Below are 20580 nucleotides of genomic sequence, written 5' to 3' on the forward strand. Positions count from 1 at the left end.
CAATAACAATATTCATGTAAATTTTAAAAGTTTTTTCATACTGAACCTCCCTTTATTTTTTATTTATTGTATAATAAATAAAAAACCTTTGAAATTTTGTTGGGAAAATGGGAAATATGAAATCAAAACTTGGTATAACACTCAGAAAAATTCGAAAAGGAAAGCAAATCAGTTTATGTTCAATTGCTGATAGTAATTTATCTAAATCTCAAATCTCTAGATTTGAACGGGGAGAATCAGAAATATCTTGTATTCGACTAATCAATATTTTAGATAAATTACATATAACTTTGGATGAATTTATTATTCTTCATGACAATAATTCTACTAGAACTGGATCATTCGCTATCTTGGTGCAATATATTCGAAAACACTACTCCACAAAAAATTTTGATAGTATTATTGAATTACTATCAAACTCTTCAAGTTATAACTTGGGTCCTTATGAAAAGACAATGGTAAAATCGATTCTCTATACAACAAATAAAAATTTTCTCCCCTCGGACAAGGAGTTATTACAGCTAACAGATTATCTTTTTAAAGTTGAAAACTGGGGTTACTATGAAATTATCCTATTAGGTAACTGTGTAAGAACAATTAAATATAACTCCTACTTCCTATTAACTATAGAAATGTTAAAAAATTATATCTATTCAACATTAAATAAGACAAATAAACGGCTTGTTACACAATTGGCAATCAATTGCCTAATTGTTAGTATTGATAAAGAAGAATTTCAAAATTGTAGTTTTCTAATCAAAGAAATAAAAAAATTACTAAATAATGAATTAAACTATTATGAACAAACCGTCTTCTTATATACATGTGGATACTTTGAATTTAAGTGCAATCCTGCGAACGGAATCGAAAAGATGAAACAAGCACTTCAGGTATTTGAAATTCTAGGAGAACATAATATAAAAGCACAGTACCAAGAGCACTATGACAAATATATTAATCAATAGCATAAAGATAGTTAATCTTTAACCACCATAGGATTAGTTCTTGTTATTCCAATAGTATTTCTATACTAAATTTTTTATCAAAATCCTTATCATTCAGTACTTTTACAAACATTTCTAAATTTTTTATTAAGCTCTCATACTCATAAAGATAATGATCTAGCTCCTCTTGAAACGCTCTTATTTCTTCGCTTACTTGTTCTACTGTAATTGATTCTGGCAAATTTAATTTTGAAAAGTCATATCTTGCAAGCTTTCGACTGCTCACATCCTCACTTTTTAAATTGATAAGCACTTCCGCCATCTTATTGATATATTCATTAAAATTAAGGCATCCTTCTTATTCAAAAAGTAGAAAGAAAGGTTACTGCTATCAAACTTCCAAATCCAGTAATTGAGTAAACAATCCCAACAAGACTATTTGATAATTTCAATTACGTCCATTTTTTTCTCTCATTAATTGGACATAGCCCTTTGTTTCGATTTTTGAATTTAAAAACGAGAACTCTCTGCACATTTTCTCATAGAAATTATTATAATCTTCTTTTGAAAAATCTCCTAAAATCTCTATTTCAAGATAAAATCCAAGACCATCAATCTTATCTAGATTAATCGTTTTATTTTCTAATGCGTCATGATAAGTCTTTCTATATTTACTTATTGTGAAAATATTTGAAAAACCATCTTGCAAGATATTTCTTACAAATTCTAATTTTTCAGATTCTAACTCTATTTCACTTTCACTCCACATTCCTTGTTTTATCGTATCTTTTCTTGTGAAAATACTTGCTCTATTATCATCTTCTTGACGAATTCTGTAGATAAAGCTACCTACCTCATCATTTTCAAATTCTCTTCCTTTTATTTTAAAATATTCATCAACTTGCTTATTTTCACTCTTAAATTTATAAGATTTTTCTAAATATGAAATAGCATTATTATAATCTCTCTCATCGTTGAGTTCAAATCTAACTTCTAATTCATTCATTAAGTTTACCTCTCAATTCTTCAAAGGCTGAAGTCTTTTTACATTAACTCAGTCTATAGTAAGTTTCTGTAGATGTTTTATGGACAAAAAGCCTAATATTTTCTTGCACTCATTTTAGCACTTCAATATAATACTGTCAAGGATTTTGATAATATTTTTTTATTTATTTTCATTAAATACATATTTGTATTATTTTGGATTGAAAAAACGATGCTTACTTGAACATCGTCTTTACTATTTTGTCATATCTGCAATGTAATGCTCGATTTTAAGAGCCATTGACATATTTCCCTCAAGCTTATATAGGAAATAAGCCGTTTCAAAGTACTCTTTTACTGCAACTTTAGAAGAAAAATTCTTACTGACATTTCCCATCAATACATACAAATCAGCCAAAAGATATGTTGTTCTATACGTCTTACATTGCTTTATCGTATCTGTGATTTTAGTAATAGCCTCTTCAGTATTATTCTGCAACCATAGATAGCGACAAACATTATAATTAAATTTAATAGAAAGGTTTAATTCTTCGATTGTGTTTAACTTGAGTTGATTTACTTGATACTCTAACTTTTCTCTAATTTCATTAAAACTCTCTAAATCTTCAATATCATAATAAAAATTGAATAGAGTATTTGCAACTTGAAGGTAGGTCAAGTCAGTTACACTTAACTGAGACAGTACCTTCTCCAATCTTGCCACAGCCTCCTCTTTTTGCCCATAGAAATAAAAATCTATAAGAGATTTTATCCACTCCATATAAAACTTATCTACTAGAGACAAGCGATGTACTTTTACACTCTCTAGTTCATATATATATTTCAAAGACTCATAATTTCGATTTGTGATAAATGTCTGAGCTAACTTCTTAAACTCTGATAGCTCGTCAATCTCCTCTTCAATTTGCTCATTAAAAAAATAATCCATACTAACTTTTAACTTCTTAGACAGAGCATATAAAAAGTCTGCTCCTGGAGTAAATTCTCCATTCTCTAATCGACTAATCTGTCCCTGTTTACATATCCCCTCAGCCAATTCTCGCTGAGACATTTTTAATTCTTTTCGTCTATTTTTTAATCTTGTTGCTAATAGTGTGCCCACGTTTGCATTTTCCTTTTCTATTTGATTTCAATTTCAATTGTAACACGATTAAATTTTAAATACAAATTAACAAAACAAAAGATGCAAATTATATATAAGAAATGACTAGATAGGTTATTTTTGAAAACCTATCCCTTCTTCTTTTGAGATTTTCTTACTCAAACGATTGATAAACTTATTCACTTTAAATGGATTAGATATTAGACTATCATGTTTAAATTTTGTTATTAATATATTTAACAGACCACAAATAGTCTTTTACAACATATCAAATTCAGGGGAATAATAACGATTTTCCCCATTTTTTAGGCTCTCTATTTCATAACAATCAATTCATTTTATCACATACCTTAGCCCGAAAAATCCACACCCAATCTTTTTGAAAGCTGTTTAAAGCTTTGTACTTGCTTTCTAAGTTCATAGAGCTGAACCTTAACCTCATTTGTCCAATTCCATAATAAAAATAAGGACATTCTAACAAAGGAAGTCCTTATTTTTTAACTAATAGATGTCAAAGTTACTTTGCTGATCCACTTTATCTGTACTCATTGATCAAAATATAACTTTTGCTCAAAATTTGGTCAAAAAAGACAAAAAATACTAAATTATTTTTAAAAATGAACTTGTGATAATTGCCTTCAAATAAACATTTTGAATTTTCTTTGTCTTTCTTTACATTTCTAAAAATGCCCCCTGCCGGAATCGAACCAGCAACTACTCCTTAGGAGGGAGTTGTTATATCCATTGAACTAAGGGAGCTAGATAAAAACTCTGCTGAAAAAGCAGAGTTTTTGAGTCGAATTAACGACGGATTTCTTTGATACGAGCTGCTTTACCTTGAAGAGCACGCAAGTAGTACAATTTCGCACGACGTACTTTACCGTAACGAACAACTTCGATTTTTTCAACACGTGGAGTGTGGATAGGGAAGATACGCTCAACACCTACACCGTTAGAGATTTTACGAACTGTGTAGTTTTCAGAGATGCCAGCACCTTTACGTGCGATAACAACACCTTCAAAAATCTGGATACGTTCACGGTTACCTTCGACAACTTTCGCGTGTACACGAACAGTGTCACCAGGACGGAATGATGGGATATCAGTACGAAGTTGACCTTCAGTCAAGCTTTGGATTAATGGATTCATTTTATTCTCCTATCTTTGTCAATCTTGAGGAATCTTCCTCAGCGGATAAACTGTATTTTTGTGCGTCCATTACACACAAGATACAGTTTACCAAATTTCCACAAAAAAGTAAAGAAATTTACAACAGAATACCTAAAAAAATCGCAACTAAACCACCTAGGTAGGTCAAAGCTAAATAAGAATAAAATACCTTCTTATCACTTAGCAGTCTTTGGAGTTCGTCATTCAAGGTCGAGAAGGTTGTTAACCCTCCACAAAAGCCCGTCGCTAAAATAGTATAAACTTCCTTGGATTCCACATGATTGTAGAATAATCCAATCAAAAAACAACCCAAAAGATTGGCTATGAGTGTTCCGAGTGGCAATTTAGAAGCTTGATTATAGCGGGAAAAGAAATACCGTACAAGAGCTCCGAAGCCACAAGCAATTGCAAGATAGACCATTATCATTTTTTCCTCCCTAAATAGTAAGCCAAGAGCAGGCCTCCACCAATACTCAAAAGCAAATACAGGACCAAACTTAGATAGCGCCCTGTATCCAGCAATTTTATGGCATCTAACATGAGACTAGAAAAAGTAGTCAAACCGCCACAAAAGCCCGTACCAAGTGCTAAAATCAGACCCTTACTGCTCCCCTTATAAGCCAAATAACCCTTGACAAGATAGACTAAACAGAAAATTCCTAGATAGTTGACGACTAGTGTCCCCCATGGAAAATCTGGACTGGCTGGTAACCAAGTGGAAACTAGATAGCGGATAAGTCCTCCCAACATAGCAGCTAGAAAAATCCCTAGGGGAAAAAATTGTTCTTTTTTCATTTGATGTTTTTATCCTGATAATCGCGCGAACGTTTGAGAATGTCTGAAAAAGTCTTAACGATTGTCACTTCGTATTTTTTATTGCTGACACGACTTCTAACCTTCTCAAAGATAGCTTCTTCTCTTTTAGTATCTAGAATAGGTTTTCCTGAAGCCTTTTTATAAGCAACTACACCCTCAACTAGATGCATTCTTTCTTCTAAGAGTTTTACAATTTGGTCATCAATTTGATCGATTTCTTGTCTAATCCTATCTAAATCCATAGAGTCTCCTTCATTTTTTGAATGACTGTATTAAAAAGCTTCTAAATGGGCTAGTTCATTCCTAGGGACAACTAACAAAAACTGCACTGACAACTTTCATCAGTGCAACTTCATGCTTATCCTACTTTAGCAGCCAATTCTTCTGCGAATTGTTCCAAGCGTTCGATATCTTCTTCTTCTGCAGAGAGATCCACTTTTACGCACTCTGATCCCTTTTCAGCGCCAGTTGCTACAAATACACGATTAAAGTCATCAACAGCCTTACAGAACTCATCGTAGAAAGTATCGCCTGATCCTACCACACCGTAGATCTTGCCACTCAAATTAAGATCTGCTAGGTCTTCGTAGAAGTCCATCATCTCATCTGGTAACTCTCCATCACCATAAGTGTAGGTTGCAACGATTGCGATATCTGCTTCAAGAAAGTCAGATGCGTCAACAGTTGTACACTCATCAACATCTACCTCTAAGCCCAAGTCACGTAATTTGTCTGCTACAATATCTGCAATTTCTTCGGTATTACCGGTCATACTGGCAAATACAATTTTTGCTAATGCCATATCGTCCTCCTCAATTTATCTTTCTCCATTATATCACATCTTTTTCATTTTAAAAATAAAAATTCTTGTGCTACAATGAAATAAGAAAGAATTGAGGTCACTTATGGAAATTTGCCATCAAATTTTAGAAAAAATCAAAGAATACGACACGATTATCATTCACCGTCATATGAAACCAGACCCTGATGCCTTGGGAAGTCAGGTGGGATTGAAAGCTCTTCTCAAACATCATTTCCCTGAAAAAACCATCAAAGCCGTTGGTTTTGATGAACCGACTCTTACTTGGATGGCTGAGATGGATCTTGTTGAAGATAGTGCCTACCGAGGCGCCCTTGTCATCGTCTGTGATACGGCCAATACTGCTCGTATCGATGATAAGCGCTATCGTCAAGGTGATTTTCTCATTAAGATTGACCACCATCCAAATGATGATGTATATGGTGACCTATCTTGGGTGGATACTAGTTCAAGCAGCGCTAGCGAGATGATTACCTTATTTGCAGAAATAACTCAACTGGCCTTGTCAGATCGCGCTGCTGAGTTGCTCTTTGCAGGAATTGTTGGTGATACAGGTCGCTTCCTCTACCCTTCTACGACTGCACGCACATTCCGCCTGGCTGCGTCTCTGAGAGAACAGAACTTTGACTTTGCAGCTCTCACTCGCAAAATGGACACTATGAGCTACAAAATTGCTAAACTTCAAGGCTACATCTACGACCATCTGGAAGTGGATGAAAATGGTGCAGCTCGCGTTATCCTGAGTCAAGAAATCTTGAAACAATTCAATGTTACCGATGCTGAAACTGCAGCCATCGTCGGTGCACCCGGACGCATTGACAGTGTAAATCTCTGGGGAATTTTTGTGGAACAGGCTGATGGTCACTACCGCGTTCGACTTCGCAGTAAAACCCATCCTATCAATGAAATTGCCAAAGAACATGATGGTGGAGGCCACCCTCTAGCAAGTGGTGCCAATTCCTATAGCCTAGAAGAAAACGAAATCATCTACCAAAAGTTAAAAAACTTGCTTAAAAACTGATAAAATACTTGCCAAACTTTTCAGAATCTGATAGACTAGTATGGTAACAATCTATGGCTCGCAGAGAGACCATGGCAGAAAGGAAATATTGCAAAATGAAAAAAGATATCCATCCAGAATATCGCCCAGTTGTCTTCATGGACACAACTACTGGTTACCAATTCCTTAGCGGTTCAACAAAACGCTCTAACGAAACAGTTGAGTTCGAAGGCGAAACTTACCCATTGATCCGTGTGGAAATTTCATCAGACTCACATCCATTCTACACTGGACGTCAAAAGTTCACTCAAGCAGATGGACGCGTGGATCGTTTCAACAAAAAATACGGTCTCAAATAATAATAAAAAGACAGCTTCGGCTGTTTTTTTTATTTCTTGAAATTAAGGCTCTTTGCCAACTATAGTGGATTGAAATAAAAATAAGACAATGAAATTTCCAATATTTTTATTGTAAATAATCAATCTTCCTGCAAACTAAGGTGTACTATTTTTATTTCAATCAACTATAAATCAATTCACTCTGAAAAAGATTAGACTTTTAACGTTAAAATTGATAAAATAAAAAAGAAAATAAGATAAAAGGAAACTATAAAACACTATGATGAACATGCAAAAATTGAACATACTGTTTTTAATTTTTGTAAACATCAAAAAGGTTGGTTTAAAAGGATTTTAAGCCCTTAAGATTTTTTATCCAACACTACTATACACTCATCCAAGACAAAATCTTGGCAAAAAAATACAGTAGCAAAGAGTACACCAAACTACCACTCATTATGGGCGGTAGTTTTCTTTTCGTCTAAAATAGAGATAAAAAGATAGGTGGTAGCCTTATGCGTTACGGTTATGTTCGAGTATCTACAAAAGAACAAAATATTGATAGGCAATTTTCAGCCTTAGTAGAAAATAAATTATCAAAAGAAAATATTTTTATTGATTACGTTTCAGGAAAAGATTTTGACAGAATGGAATATCAAAAATTATTAGCTACCTTGAAAGAGAATGATGAATTGGTTATTAAATCAATTGATAGGTTGGGAAGAAACTATGATGAAATTTTAGAACAATGGCAATCAATTACTAAGAAAAAGAAAGTGAATATAACTGTTTTAGATTTCCCCTTATTAAACACAAAGAATAGCGATGACAATATCACAGGAAAACTAATATCCGATATCGTTTTGCAAGTTCTATCTTATGTGGCACAGTTTGAAAGAGAACAAATCAAACAAAGACAAATGGAAGGAATACGAGAAGCAAAGAAAAAAGGGAAAAAATTCGGTAGACCAAAATTGATTGCCCCGGATAATCTCCCTGATGTAATAGCTCAATATACCAAAAAAGAAATAACCTTACGAGAAGGTGCAGACATCTTAGGAGTATCAAAAAGCACCTTTCATAATTGGATAAAAAATTCATAGTTCCTGTCAAAAAACCTAGGATTTTTTGGACAGGAAATACACTTTATTTTAGAACTATTTTCGTTAGAAAAAAGGTTCTAAAATCCAGCATTTTGACCGATTATTAATACACTACCATTCTATCAAGTTTGTCCAAAAAAGTCTAGGTTTTTGGACAAACTGATTACTTTACAACAAATAAAAATAGGGAGTATTAAATGAATGCACAAACAAACTAAAAAATTCACACTTGCAACTATCTCAGCTCTATCACTTCTTGGCACTGGAGTCATCACAGCTAATCAAGTATCAGCTAGCGAGAAGACGAGTACTGAAAAACAAATAGAGGCAACAATTACAAAAGTTGAAATTGATTATTTTGGACTTAGCTTCGAAGGCAGACTTTCAGAGCCACTACAACACGGAGGTGATAAGGCTGCTAAGGGAAATGTTACTTTGATTGATAAAGCGACCGGAAAAATTGTGTACCAAAGTCACGATGCTGTCATTTTTAGTGACTTAACTAAAGATGTCAGTGATCAATTTTTACAACCTTTATTTTATAGCAATCAATTTAAAGGTGATATTTTTGTTTCAGAACAATTTCCAGATGGAACATATATTTTGGAGATGTCTGGAGAAGCTGGTTCGCCTTACGATGACTTAACTGATACAAGAAAACGTGTCTTTAAAGTTAGAAAAGATGTGACTATCGGAAATCCTTCTACAAATTCAAATACTAACACAACAACTCAATCAGGTTCGAATTCTAATATCTCAGGTAGTTGGCTACAATCTGGTTCTCGTTGGTGGTACAAACACGCCGACGGTTCCTATACAACTAATGGCTGGGAAAAAATCAATGGTGTTTGGTATCGTTTTGACAACTCTGGCTGGATGCAAACTGGCTGGGTAAAAGACGGTAGCTGGTACTATCTCGACGGTTCAGGTGCGATGAAGACAGGTTGGGTCAAAGATAACGGTAGCTGGTACTATCTTCAAGACTCAGGCGCTATGAAAACTGGCTGGATGAAGGTATCTGGTAAATGGTACTATGCTTATAGCTCTGGTGCACTAGCAATCAATACGACAACACCTGATGGCTACCGTGTCAATTACAACGGTGAGTGGGTCTAACATACAATAGAAATAGATTAAGGAGACAATTATATGAACAAAGTTATAAAAATTGAAGATGAAACAGTTTATGTTGGAAAAGGTGATAATGGCCAATTTACTGCAATTTCAAGAAAAAGTTTTGGTTTTGAACCACAAGTAGGTGATTACGTAGAATTTTATCAAAACGGTGATGAGTATATTGTTTCAAAAATAGATAACACATCTCCAGCTAGCTCTAGCCAACATTCAAATGGAGTGAGTGATAAATCTAAACTGGCCGCAGCCTTATTTGCCCTATTTTTAGGAGCACTTGGTGGATACGATTTTTACATCGGAAATTCCAAACAAGGATACAAGCGTATCGGTATAACTCTGCTAGCTTTCATTCCTATTTTATTGCCATTTGTTTTACTAGCAAATGCAATTTGGAATATTATAATTACTATTCAAGTTTTAACGTCCAAAACTGGTAGCAAATGGCACCAAGATGCTCAAGGTTTAGAATTGCAAGATTAAACATATGAAAAAATTATTTCTATTCAGTATTAGTATTTTAGCTATCTCTATTTTAACGGCTTGCCAACATCAGAGTGAAAATACTTCTGCAACAAGTTCTGAAGCGATTGCCTCAAGTACTAGTTCCACTTCTTCCACATCGGAAGAAAAGCAAACTGACTACACCCTGTACAATCCTATCCTTAAAGAATATGCCAAAGTATTAGATGGTTCACCAGCTTCACATACAGAGGTCAATTCAAAAGCAAACTTAAAAAATACTTATCCTAAAGAATATTCTGGATTACAGTATAGCTTGTATGATTTAGACCAAGACGGTACGGACGAACTTTTGATTGCCCTAAAAATGGATTCTAACTATTACGATTTATTAGATATTCGAACTCTTAAAAATGACGAAGTTATTCGACTGACCAATGCAGAAAACAATCTGGACTTTATTGGAGAGCGAGTACATTTTAATCCTTTAGAAAATGGCTATTTCCAATTATCTACCCGTGTATCTACTAATCAAATCCAAGTTAAACTATACAAGTTAAATCAGGATGGAACACGGTTAGAGTTAATTAGCGAATCAGATACAGAAGAGGGACTGGGGACAAAACCACCTTCCCTTGATATAAGATCTTTCTCTTGGAAGTCTGTCACAAGTCTCATAAATGGAGAAACTAGCCTTCCGTCAGAAAGCAAAGGGATGGATATTTCTGCAATTCAAAATGGGGATTTTTCTAGTGTCTCAGGAACTTGGAGGAATCGTTCAGGTATTGAATTTACTTTCGACAAAAATGGTTTAGTAAGTGATAAGTCCAAAATTTCAATTGAAGATGCTAAAGAAATTGACCACTATCTTAAGGCAAATTCTGTTTCTAAAGATGGAGGTGCTGGTGCAGCTATTGCCTTTTTACCAGCAGGAATCCCTATAACTATGTCTGTCACCTCTTCTACAGATAATGGCTATACCGACTCATCTGATATCACACAAGACCGCTTATGGTTTGGACAACAACTTATCAATGGTAGTACTGAGGGATTTTTCTACAAAGTAAAATAATTAACCTAACCACAGAATCGAATATTTTCGGTTCTTTTTGATAAGGAGAAAATCATGGATTTTACAGAATATTTATATAAAAATATTGGAGAACGTATTAGACTAGATAGAGAAAAGAAAAATCTTAATTTTACAAATTATTCTACTCATATCTCTCAACGCACATATGATAAGATTTTAAAAGAAACAGGTAATACAAGAACTGATCCAATAACTGGAATAACAAGAGGGAATATTAGTCAAATAGAAAAAGGTAATACGTGTGATTGTACTAGAAGTTTTTTAACATACAATCAGATCAATGCATTAACTGCTACCCTTGATTGTAATCAAGATGAATTACTTTTAGGAAATAAAGAACAGAAACAAGAAATCATAAAAATTTTACTCTTAGGATGTCTGCTAAATAAAAAAGAGGTTAAGATTAACTCTGTTTCATCTGAAAAATGGCGAGATTTATATCACAAATCTCAATCTCTCGATATCAAACCTAATAAAGAAACTGAACGCTTAGGGAATATAATATTAAAATTTCTACTAACCTATCCTGATTTCCAAAAGCACTTCATAAATTCCGTCTTTTATTATTCAGATAACCATCCTGATGAACAATACAGTTATTCTTCTAACCATAAATTACAAACTGAATATGCCAGATACTTAGAAAAAGTCAGTTCCCAACTTCAAACGTGGTACACTACTGATTTAGGGAATATTACTTCTGTTCTACTTCGTAAACCTGAAAATATCATTTATATATTCGAAGCATTCGAACAGACTATATATAAAATAATTGATTTAATTTTTGATAAATTTTTAGAAACATTTAACAATAGCTTGAATACCAGAGGTAAAAATAATACTCCTAGCAAAATAATAGACTATTTAAGTTCGGATTCTCTTCTAAATATTCTATTGGAAGATGATATATACTATCTTTTAGTAAATGAGCTAAAAAAAGAACAAATCGATAAAACTAATAGTCTCTTTCATATTCAATTTTTACAGTTACTCCAGTATCAAAATTTATTCTTGGAAAAAATATATAATAAATATGAGGATACTAGTGAGAACTATGATGCATTTAAACTCTATTCTGACTTAACTAAAATTATCAAATTTTATGAAAAAACAAAAGATAAACATCTAACTCTCTACATAAATGATTTTATAGATAATCAAGACTATTAGTCAAAATTACAGGCCTTGCTACTAAAATAGTGAGGCTTTTTTGTGTCATACCATATATGTTTTCTTCTAATGTATACAAATTTATCTCTAAATTTCATTCTAGTGTATACAAAGTCGTTGGTAAATCAAAATATAATAGATAATGTGAGGGAGAAAAAGGTACCTAGTTCACTCCACAAAAATTTTTTACTAGAAGTCAGCAAATCCTAGGTATGCTGATTATGGAGGATTAGCACATGAGTGCTTTTAAATACAAAAATCCAGTTTATGGATATAACGTAGCCCTTTTCCATGAAATATTTGGAGAAAACCCTATCTTTAGTTCATTGTCCGCTGAAGAAGAAATTAAGTGGGTCTATAAGGACAATAAGAGGACTGACGAAGTAGATGGATTTAGCCGATATTTCATTATTCCTGGTCAGAATCCTTTTCTTGTCAAATTCCCAACTTCTCAAGAAATTGAACAATTCGCAGAAGTTGAGTTAGTCAATCCTGTTGCTTGCAAAGTGAGAAACAATGTTTATTTTAAAGCCGAATCGGTAAAAATTATCAAAGAAGGAGGTAAGTAACCAATGGCATTTCCGTTTATTCAACCAGAAAATAAACGGGAGTTTGTAGTGGACGCCGACTATCTTGTCCAGTCAGTGGAGATAGGGTTGGGGAACAGCTCTATCTCTTCAACTACAAATTCCTTCCAATTCACATATGGTGACAATTATCTAGACTTTATCCCAAGGTTTCCTTGTCCGTACATTTTGGATAACAATCTATACCAACAGATTTTTCAAATTTTGTCTACAAGTGCCTACCCTATGTTGACATTTCTTAAACAGCCATCGGCTTATATTGTCAAACGTGATGGTGATGGTGTAAGCATTAACACTAGTCGTGCTTTTCGGTTTCCATTCTTTAGGGGAATACCTGAAAGGTTGACGTATCAAAAGCTATCTGATATCAGCGTTCAAAACGAAAGTTTTGAACTCATGAAAAACTATCGTATCGATTTCAATCGAATTGTTCATTGTTTAATTGCTGGTTCTTCTGGTTCTGGGAAGAGCTACGCTTTGACCTATCTAATCTCTGTTATTAATCAATTTGCTCATGTAACAGTTGTGGATCCAAAATGCGATTCTATCTCTCGCTACTGCTTAAAACAGAACATACCTGTTCTTTATCAAGAGAAAGACTTCTCATCTGATGAATTTGTTTCCAAGGTAAACAGCTTGCTAAAAGTGGAACTAGATACTATCTATCAAAGACAATCGGAGCTTCTTGAAAATCCTTCTAAAAAATTTCAACATCGTTGTCTGGTGATTGATGAATTGCTTGCTTTAACATCTTTGACTTCTAAAAATGTTAAAGATACCTTTTTTGCACTATTATCCAATATTGCACTACTTGGACGAGCAACATCTGTCCACCTAATCCTAGTGAGCCAGCGGATGGATACAAACGCTTTACCAATTGCCGTTAGAGAGCAGTGCAATTTCTTAATACAACTGGGGTTAATCAACAGAAAAACGACAACGTTTTTATTCCCAGACTTAGATTCAGAGACAGGAATTGTCATTCCTAACGGAAAAGGAACTGGTATTGTTCAAGTCATTGATGGTATAACACCACCTAATGTCATGCCGTTGCTCGTACCAACTTTTAAAGGAGAAAATTTATGAAAAATTTTTATAAAAAAATAATAAGACAAACCACTGTAATTACCGATAAACTCTACTACTTACTGCCTTTAGAATTATTTTTAGGCTTTCTATGGGGGTTATTTCTAGCAGGTATATGGTTTATTAACCAAGTTAGTACTATTATCTCTTGGGACGCTTGGGGACAAATTCGGAATAATTTTCAAATAGGGCAATCTTTGCTATTTCAAACAATCACTATCGTCACGATTATCTATCTTTTAGCTCATACCATTCTTTGTATCGTATGGATAAAAGAAGATAAGTTTCTGAACTTTATCCGTACAATAAATCTATTAAGGATAATTCGAAAACAGATGAAAACGAAAGCCAGTGAAAGCGATAGTGAGATTGTAAAAGAGTACAAATCTATTGTTAAATCTATCAGATGTATCATAACTAGTGACTATATCCTTGTTATAATACTACAGGCAAAAAATTCAGATGTTGATACAATTTTACAAAAAAAATTACCTTTTTTGTACGACTATCTGATAAGAGTCTATCGTAAAATATATATATTCTCTCCCACAGATAGTACTTCACTTAATCATATAATACAAGGGACGAGAAAGCATAATTGATTTGTATACCAGCGGAGCTTGCCGTAAGGCAAGAGCTCCGAGCTGGTTTTATGTTCCAATTTAGTCAGGACATAACTATACTACTTCTGGGCTTGTTATTGAAGTAGTATAATGTTGTTCCATTGTTCCAAAAAAGAAAGGAGTTTTAAATGGTAAAAGCCAGAAATATTATGTTTGTTCAACAGATTGAGTATTTCCAATCTTCAAATTTACAAGATATCATCGAGTATATGACGAACATTCTAAAACCGCTTCGTTTTGCGGGAATATTGCATGATAAGGATATTGGGCAAGATGGAAACCTTGTCGCACCACATATACACCTTGTTTTACAATTTGAAAGTGCTAGAAGTTTAAACAATCTTGCTAAGTTGACTAAACAACCAATACAGTGTTTTGAGCAGTGGAGGGGTTCAGTTAACAATGCTTATTCATATCTCGTTCATCACACGGAGTCTAATCAAGATAAATACCAATATTCTCCCAAAGAAGTTATTGCGAATTTTGACTATTTACTCCTATTAGACACTATCGAAAGAAATGTAACCAAACGATATGAAATAAATGACACTATGATTATAGATAATCTACTGGATCTACTTTATACTGGTAATATTACAAAATCAGAAATTGAACAACGACTTACTGGTTCACAATATGCCAAAGCAAGGCAAAAAATAGAAACCGTCTATTTAAAACGACTAGAAACACAAGCCGAACTATGGCGACAAGAAATGATTGCCAAGAATGAAATTGTTACGATTATTTGGCTTTTTGGAAAAGCGGGAACAGGGAAGACTCGTCTAGCACGTCAATACGCAGAACAGTATGACCTTAACTATTTTATTACGGGCTCAATCCGTGACCCTTTTCAACAATACAATTTAGAACACGTGATTATCTTAGACGAATTACGCCCCCATCAATTTGACTACTCAGACTTACTCAAAATGTTTGACCCTTACAATGTTAAAGCGATGGCAAGTAGTCGTTATTTTGACAAACCTCTTTTAGCTAACATATACATCATTACAAGCCCATACTCCCCATATAATTTTTTCTTAGAATTAACAAAGAAGAAACAAACAAGCCACATTGATTCTTGGGGCCAGCTAATGAGAAGATTATCCTTAGTAGTCGAAGTCAAAAAAGAGCATCTGCAATTTTACAAGTACGAACCAATGGACCAGATGTTTTATATAGACCATGGCAATAAATTACCAAACCCCTTTAAAAATCAGACTGATAGAGAAGAAACTATTCAAGACAAATCGTACCAGTTATTTTTAGAATTGAATAAGAAAAAGGAAAGGAATGAATAAATGCAAGAAATTCAAACAGTTACCTACATAGATATCGCAAATCAAGGATATCCAGAAGGCACAGCTAGACGTGTTATACGAGAGGGTAAAAAATTACTTGTCGAAAGAGGTTTTCAACTTTATAAAAACAAAAGGATTGGAAGAATACCAAAGACTATTGCCGAAGAAATTCTTGGATTCAAAATCATCTCAAAAAATGATATAATAGATACTGTACTCTTCGCTACTGACATAGAAAGAGGAAAATAATATGTCAGTTATCAAAGGATACAAGGGAAAATGGAAAGTAGATATTACCGATGGCATAGACCCATTGACTGGTGAAATCAAACGGCATAGAAAGTCAGGATTTACCACTCGTAAAGAAGCTGTTCAATATGAAGCAGATTATCGATTAAACAAACTTCACCAAGTTCATATTAAAGATAAAATATCTGTTTCTCACCTTTACTCTTTAGTTCAACAAGAAGATGAACTCCGTGGGAATAAACGTGGTACCATTGATACACAGATATCCTATTATAACCAATATGTCTCTAAGTTTTTTGAGCATGCAGATATGTCTGCCATTACTATCCATGAAGTAAAAAAATTTAGAGATTGGTTGGTCAAACAACCAAGTGTCAAAGGAGGAACACTATCAAGCACGACCGTTAATCAGCTAATGATTTTTCTACATAAAATGTTTGATGTTGCTGTCGCTAATCGTCTTAGACAAGATAATCCATGCAATGGACTAAGAAAACTGCCTGATAAACACAAGGAGATGTCTTATTTCACTCCTGAAGAATTCAAGCTATTTGATTCTCTGTTCACAGAAGATGAATATATGTTTCAGCTATTTTATCGAGTGCTGATGTTTACAGGCGTTCGTGTTGGCGAAGCATTGGCCTTAACTTGGAAACAGATTAATTTATCAGAGGGTTATATCGATATTAAGTATTCTGCTTACTTTCGTAATAACAAGGTCCATATCGGAACGGTAAAAACTACTCAATCCAATCGTCGAATTTATATTCATAAAGCATTCGTTCAAGAACTAACGGAATGGAAAGAAAAACAAGCTCACCTATTAGTAGAGTTTACGGACAATACAGAAGACTTACAAATCTTTCAAGACAGTCCTTTACAACTAACTGCTCCAATGGTTTCTAATCAAAAGATTAAATTGAAAAAAAGAATGCCTGCATCATTAAAAATGATTCGTAATCACGATTTCCGACACTCACATGCAGCATTTCTAGTTTCAAAAGGACTCAGAAATGGTGAAGGAAAAGATTATATATTTTTTACACTTATGAAACGGCTTGGACACAGTAGTATTAATACAACAATCAACATCTACTCTCACCTATTCCCAACTCAACAAAAAGAAGTCGCCAATGCTTTTGACAACTTTTAGGGCAAAAAATGGCAAAAAATTTATTAAAAAAGGCTCAAAGCCTTGATACGAAAGGAATCTTAAAAATCTTATGATGAACATGCAAAACATGATGCGCCAAGCACAAAAACTTCAAAAACAAATGGAACAAAGCCAAGCTGAGCTTGCTGCTATGCAATTTGTTGGCAAATCTGCTCAAGACCTTGTTCAAGCGACCTTGACTGGGGATAAGAAAGTTGTCAGCATTGACTTCAATCCAGCTGTCGTTGATCCTGAAGACCTTGAAACTCTCTCAGATATGACTGTTCAAGCCATCAACTCTGCTCTTGAACAAATCGATGAAACTACCAAGAAAAAATTGGGTGCTTTCGCTGGAAAATTGCCATTCTAAGCATAAGAAAAACAAGCATTCAAGAGAATACTTGCCTATCATGGGAGGAACAACTGTTCCTCTTTTTGCTTACTAAAAATTAAAGAATTCCATGGCTTGTTTGAAAAGCAACTCAGTATACTCTGGATCTTCTTGCGCAATGGTAAGCTGGTCTTGAATCATTTCCAAGTCATCTGTTATCATGCCATCTGCCCCCAAATGAACAGATTTATCAAAGGACTCTGAACTATTAATAGTCCAAACATACAATTTCTGATCGGTATTCCAAAGCTTGTTGACAAAATTTTCATCTAATGTTGAATACTCCATAGTGTAACCTGTAGCCTTGGTTCTTGGGAAAATACTATTATAAGGTAGGATGAAATAAACGGGAATTTGCGAATCGTAGGCTAAAACCTGATCAATCACATGGTAATCTAAAGATTGCATTTGATGACCATCCTGCTTAAGAACCGGTCCATATTTTTCCATAAAACGTTTCATCATATCTGGACTATCTTTTCGACTGGTTTTAATTTCAATGAGGAGTTTTTGATGCAATTCATTGGCTTTGTTGAGATAATCATCAAAGCTAGACACCTTGCTATGATAACCATTTTCAGAAATATCGAGTTTGGTTAATTCTTCTAAAGTGAGATCCTGAGGATTGGCATTAACTCCTGTCAGATTCTTGATATTGGCATCATGCATCATGACAAACTGGCCATCTTTTGTTTCCTGAATATCTGTCTCAACGAAATCTGGAGATAACTGAGCAGTTTTTTCTAATGATTGGACGGTATTTTGGACACCATTTTTATTAGACACTCCCCTGTGGGAGATAATTAAAGGTTTATTGGCAACTGGAGCTTCTAAATAAACATAACCCTCAAGAGCGAAAAAGATAGCAGCACAGCCCATCACTCCCCATCTCATCCAGTGGTCTTTTTTTCTCCTTGGTGTGATTTCTAGTGCTTCTCCTGTTAAGAAAGAAACAAATTTAATGAGAAAGTAAGTCAAGGCCATATAGTGGAAATTCTTAATCAAGACAAAGTTGATAATTCCCAGCACAAGAGATTCCTTATGGGTCAAACCATCCATCAGCGCCTGACTTGCTAATATTGGAATCAATAAAAGAATGAAAAATAGGTAGGTTTTGACGACAATCCAAAGCAAGTTCCAAATATAAAACCAGGAGTACTTTCTTGTCTTCTCTATACTGTATCTGACTGCTTCTTTGACTGTTTTCGTCTCAAAAAAAAGCTGAGGTAGGGCAAACATGAGACGCACTGAAATGTAAAACAAAAGCAAAGCCAGAATAGTAACCACTATACCTACAAGCCAATACTTGTCTTCCAAATAATCAACGATAAAGTCCGGAATGACAATTTTATTGAGATAATAAATCTTTAAAATCTTTCGAATCAATGGAAAGAGCATCATGACATAAAAGAAGATAAAGGTTAACTTGGCAAGCGTCACTTGCTTCATAAATAAGAAACTTTGGTGAAAGACCTTGCGACTGTACTCCAGCAAGGTCCTTTTTTCATGGCATAATAAATGCCGAGCACCGATAAAGAGAAGTCCTATCTGGTAATAGGCGACCAGTAAATTAACAATTACCAGAACAAATAAAGCAAGACTAACAAAGGGAGAACCCTTTATAATGGCAAAAATATTATTGTAGGAAAGAAAGAGATAGCCTGTCTGACGGAGCAGAAGTCCAGCAATCCAAGAATTTGATGGTAACCATACAAACTCAATCATCATGAAAGTCAAGAAAAATAGAAAGAGTATTTTATCTAGATTAAAGTATATCTGCTTAAAACCTAGATTTTTAGGTTTTTCAGGTTTCATAAGCACTCCTAGTCAAATAATTGAGACAAATCCAAGCCTCCAAAAGGATTGTTTGATAGACTACTTTCTGTCCCTAACAATTCTCTAGCTTGGTCCGATTCTAAAAAGGACTCATAAACACGCGCCGTCATACGAGCATCCTCTAAGCTATTATGAGACTGACCTTTAAATCCAAGAAACGAGGCAACGGTTTGCAATTTGAGATTGGCAATACCGTGTAAATCCGAACTCCGACGTTCAAAAGCTTCATCATACAAATCCACCTTGTACTGCTGGCTGTAGTCTAAGCCATGCTCTACTAGAATAGGTAAATCACTTTTAGCAGCATTGTATCCAACCATGGGTAAAGAACCCACAAACTCTTGGAAATCTTTTATAACTTTCTCCACTGGAGGAGCATCTTTTAAGGTCTCAGCCGTAATACCTGTCAATCCATTGATAAAACTTTTTAAGGGTACACTAGTATGAACATAAGAGTCATAGGTATCGACTTCCTGACCATCTCTAAAACGCACTGCCGATACTTGAATCAAGTGTGTTTGTCCTTCGTGCTGATTAAATTCTAAATCAAAAGCAATGTAATCTTCTAATCGTTCCATTTTCTACCTCTCCTATACTGTTATATTACTTGAGCAACTATACTATTTAGAAACAAAAGAAGCCATCAGGTTAGCAACTAACCTAAACAGCTCCTTGATTATCCTCCAAATAAACGAGCAAAAAAGCCTTTCTTAGTGGATTGGACTTCTTCTTTTGCTTGGTCCAGCTCTAGCTTAAGATTTTCTTGATCCTTCATGGCTTGAAGAGTCAATTGTTGCTGCTGATCAAGTTGTTTGTCTTTTTCAGCAATCTGACGGTCTTTGATACGCATCTGCTCGTCTTTTTCTGATAACTGACGATCCTTAGCTTTTAATTGTTCATAGAGACGGAGAATTTCTGCATTCTTCTCATCAACCAGAATCTCCATCAGTTCACGTTGCTTGACATCTTCACTGACAGGCTCATCTTCAAAAATCGTTTTTTTATAGATTTCTTCTAGCTTAATCAAGCCACTTCTGGTAACAACTGTTACCCCTTTGTCATTTTTATCTGTGTCTTCTTCTGGTAATTCTTTGACACGGTTATTGATTGCTTGGCGAGATAATCCTAAGACCTCTGCAATCTCACTGACGGTCATTTCAATACTCATAATATCCTCTGAAACGTTTTCTAGCTTTTCTT

25 protein-coding genes, 1 tRNA gene and 1 pseudogene are annotated in these 20580 nt (G+C 34.4%); 15 read left to right on the forward strand and 12 right to left on the reverse strand.

Annotation, left to right across the window (positions count from 1 at the left end; genetic code table 11):
• The first annotated feature begins 116 nt into the window (after positions 1–116).
• The gene (locus UKS_RS06225; protein WP_156012225.1) at positions 117–965 is read left to right on the forward strand and encodes a helix-turn-helix domain-containing protein; all 849 of its coding nucleotides are present in this window, start codon (positions 117–119) and stop codon (positions 963–965) included.
• Between the two features lie 43 nt (positions 966–1008).
• On the opposite strand, the pseudogene UKS_RS06230 reads toward UKS_RS06225, so the two are convergent.
• The 9 genes and pseudogenes from UKS_RS06230 to UKS_RS06275 all read right to left on the reverse strand — a co-directional run.
• A pseudogene (locus tag UKS_RS06230) lies at positions 1009–1275 on the reverse strand (helical hairpin domain-containing protein); the annotation flags it as partial.
• A gap of 117 nt (positions 1276–1392) precedes the next feature.
• Positions 1393–1950: a CYTH domain-containing protein gene (locus tag UKS_RS06240; RefSeq protein ID WP_156012226.1), complete on the reverse strand. Its 558-nt coding sequence runs from the start codon at positions 1948–1950 to the stop codon at positions 1393–1395.
• A gap of 234 nt (positions 1951–2184) precedes the next feature.
• Complete coding sequence (locus UKS_RS06245; protein ID WP_156012227.1) at positions 2185–3051, reverse strand: helix-turn-helix domain-containing protein; 867 nt, start codon at positions 3049–3051, stop codon at positions 2185–2187.
• 687 nt (positions 3052–3738) lie between these two features.
• A tRNA-Arg gene (locus tag UKS_RS06250) sits at positions 3739–3810 on the reverse strand.
• A gap of 42 nt (positions 3811–3852) precedes the next feature.
• The gene (rplS, locus tag UKS_RS06255) at positions 3853–4200 is read right to left on the reverse strand and encodes a 50S ribosomal protein L19 (protein ID WP_001068669.1); all 348 of its coding nucleotides are present in this window, start codon (positions 4198–4200) and stop codon (positions 3853–3855) included.
• Between the two features lie 118 nt (positions 4201–4318).
• Positions 4319–4648, reverse strand: a complete 330-nt coding sequence (crcB, locus tag UKS_RS06260; RefSeq protein WP_156012228.1) for a fluoride efflux transporter CrcB — start codon at positions 4646–4648, stop codon at positions 4319–4321.
• A complete protein-coding gene (gene crcB / locus UKS_RS06265) occupies positions 4645–5016 on the reverse strand; it encodes a fluoride efflux transporter CrcB (RefSeq protein WP_156012229.1) in 372 nt (123 codons plus the stop codon). Before crcB (UKS_RS06265) ends, crcB (UKS_RS06260) begins: the two co-directional genes overlap by 4 nt.
• Complete coding sequence (locus UKS_RS06270; RefSeq protein ID WP_156012230.1) at positions 5013–5279, reverse strand: chorismate mutase; 267 nt, start codon at positions 5277–5279, stop codon at positions 5013–5015. The genes crcB (UKS_RS06265) and UKS_RS06270 overlap by 4 nt, the downstream gene beginning before the upstream one ends.
• Positions 5280–5395: 116 nt before the next feature.
• Entirely contained in the window at positions 5396–5839 is a 444-nt protein-coding gene (locus tag UKS_RS06275; protein ID WP_156012231.1) for a flavodoxin, read from the reverse strand.
• 103 nt (positions 5840–5942) lie between these two features.
• Between UKS_RS06275 and UKS_RS06280 the strand changes: the two genes are divergently transcribed.
• The 14 genes from UKS_RS06280 (at position 5943) to UKS_RS06345 (ending at position 17523) form a co-directional block, all read left to right on the forward strand.
• Entirely contained in the window at positions 5943–6878 is a 936-nt protein-coding gene (locus UKS_RS06280; protein WP_156012232.1) for a DHH family phosphoesterase, read from the forward strand.
• 95 nt (positions 6879–6973) lie between these two features.
• Positions 6974–7216 carry a type B 50S ribosomal protein L31 gene (locus UKS_RS06285; RefSeq protein ID WP_000710764.1) on the forward strand — a complete coding sequence of 81 codons (243 nt, stop codon included), beginning with the start codon at positions 6974–6976 and terminating at the stop codon, positions 7214–7216.
• A gap of 494 nt (positions 7217–7710) precedes the next feature.
• On the forward strand, positions 7711–8298 hold the full coding sequence (locus UKS_RS06290; RefSeq protein ID WP_156012233.1) for a recombinase family protein: 588 nt from the start codon (positions 7711–7713) through the stop codon (positions 8296–8298).
• Positions 8299–8535: 237 nt separating this feature from the next.
• Positions 8536–9414, forward strand: a complete 879-nt coding sequence (locus UKS_RS06295; protein ID WP_443031392.1) for an N-acetylmuramoyl-L-alanine amidase family protein — start codon at positions 8536–8538, stop codon at positions 9412–9414.
• Positions 9415–9447: 33 nt separating this feature from the next.
• A complete protein-coding gene (locus tag UKS_RS06300; protein WP_020902768.1) occupies positions 9448–9912 on the forward strand; it encodes a hypothetical protein in 465 nt (154 codons plus the stop codon).
• A 4-nt stretch (positions 9913–9916) separates the two neighbouring features.
• Complete coding sequence (locus UKS_RS06305) at positions 9917–10963, forward strand: DUF6287 domain-containing protein (protein ID WP_020902767.1); 1047 nt, start codon at positions 9917–9919, stop codon at positions 10961–10963.
• Between the two features lie 54 nt (positions 10964–11017).
• On the forward strand, positions 11018–12154 hold the full coding sequence (locus UKS_RS06310; RefSeq protein ID WP_020902766.1) for a helix-turn-helix domain-containing protein: 1137 nt from the start codon (positions 11018–11020) through the stop codon (positions 12152–12154).
• Positions 12155–12390: 236 nt separating this feature from the next.
• Entirely contained in the window at positions 12391–12723 is a 333-nt protein-coding gene (locus tag UKS_RS06315; protein ID WP_020902765.1) for a hypothetical protein, read from the forward strand.
• A gap of 3 nt (positions 12724–12726) precedes the next feature.
• Positions 12727–13827, forward strand: a complete 1101-nt coding sequence (locus UKS_RS06320; protein WP_023946933.1) for a cell division protein FtsK — start codon at positions 12727–12729, stop codon at positions 13825–13827.
• Positions 13824–14429 (forward strand): hypothetical protein, encoded by a 606-nt coding sequence (locus UKS_RS06325; RefSeq protein ID WP_023946935.1) that lies wholly within the window; start codon positions 13824–13826, stop codon positions 14427–14429. Before UKS_RS06320 ends, UKS_RS06325 begins: the two co-directional genes overlap by 4 nt.
• Before the next feature lie 149 nt (positions 14430–14578).
• Entirely contained in the window at positions 14579–15751 is a 1173-nt protein-coding gene (locus UKS_RS06330) for a Rep family protein (protein ID WP_156012235.1), read from the forward strand.
• Complete coding sequence (locus tag UKS_RS06335; RefSeq protein ID WP_001156231.1) at positions 15752–16000, forward strand: DUF3173 family protein; 249 nt, start codon at positions 15752–15754, stop codon at positions 15998–16000.
• A 1-nt stretch (position 16001) separates the two neighbouring features.
• Positions 16002–17153, forward strand: coding sequence for a site-specific integrase (locus UKS_RS06340; protein ID WP_000111250.1), 1152 nt, complete (start codon positions 16002–16004; stop codon positions 17151–17153).
• A 70-nt stretch (positions 17154–17223) separates the two neighbouring features.
• Positions 17224–17523, forward strand: coding sequence for a YbaB/EbfC family nucleoid-associated protein (locus UKS_RS06345; protein ID WP_000981526.1), 300 nt, complete (start codon positions 17224–17226; stop codon positions 17521–17523).
• Positions 17524–17595: 72 nt separating this feature from the next.
• Here the strand turns inward: UKS_RS06345 and UKS_RS06350 are convergent, their stop codons facing one another.
• The 3 genes from UKS_RS06350 to rocS form a co-directional block, all read right to left on the reverse strand.
• Entirely contained in the window at positions 17596–19359 is a 1764-nt protein-coding gene (locus UKS_RS06350; protein ID WP_156012236.1) for a glycerophosphoryl diester phosphodiesterase membrane domain-containing protein, read from the reverse strand.
• An 8-nt stretch (positions 19360–19367) separates the two neighbouring features.
• Positions 19368–19958 (reverse strand): 3'-5' exonuclease, encoded by a 591-nt coding sequence (locus UKS_RS06355; protein WP_156012237.1) that lies wholly within the window; start codon positions 19956–19958, stop codon positions 19368–19370.
• 98 nt (positions 19959–20056) lie between these two features.
• A complete protein-coding gene (rocS, locus tag UKS_RS06360; protein WP_000021242.1) occupies positions 20057–20548 on the reverse strand; it encodes a chromosome segregation protein RocS in 492 nt (163 codons plus the stop codon).
• Between the last annotated feature and the right edge of the window lie 32 nt (positions 20549–20580).

This window comes from Streptococcus sp. 116-D4 (assembly GCF_009731465.1).
In the GTDB taxonomy this organism is placed as follows: domain Bacteria; phylum Bacillota; class Bacilli; order Lactobacillales; family Streptococcaceae; genus Streptococcus; species Streptococcus pseudopneumoniae_E.